Here is a 501-nt window from a genome sequence, read left to right as displayed (position 1 = left end):
CAGTGAACGAACGGCCGCTACAGTCGCGATGGGGCAACAAGCACAATACGTAAACGCGCAAGAGATGAAGCACGCCGCTGCGCAAGCGCCAATGGCTCAACATGCCGATAAACTTGCGTCCACACCAATGCCGGATGCGCTGGTGGCGAATAATTTCAACCCAGCAGTTCAAATGGCTGCTAATGGTGAAGTGAGCCACAAAGCGATCAATGCCGCGTTAAGTGCAGGTGCGTTGAAAGCTACGGCGAGCCAGCAAGATAAGCCAGAGTCGCAATACGGATTAGCAGGACAGCTGCAAGCGGCAGCAGGTCAACAAGGTGTAACAGCCCAACAGCAAACCCGAGCGGAAGCCGCTCAGCAAGCACAACTGCCTCTGCAATTAACAAAAGAACTCGCTAATGAGCAAGTGGCGGAAAAAGTACAAATGATGATGTCGAAGAACTTGAAGAACCTCGACATCCGACTTGACCCACCAGAGCTTGGCCGTATGCAAATTCGCAT

General features: G+C 52.5%; 1 pseudogene. It reads left to right on the top strand.

Annotated elements, in window-relative coordinates:
- Positions 1-501: pseudogene (locus tag R7R78_RS29905) on the top strand (flagellar hook-length control protein FliK); the annotation flags it as partial.

The sequence above is a fragment of the Vibrio sp. 2134-1 genome, from assembly GCF_033339495.1.
The sequence above is the reverse complement of the archived record's forward strand: the minus strand, read 5'-3'. Positions and strand labels throughout refer to the sequence as shown.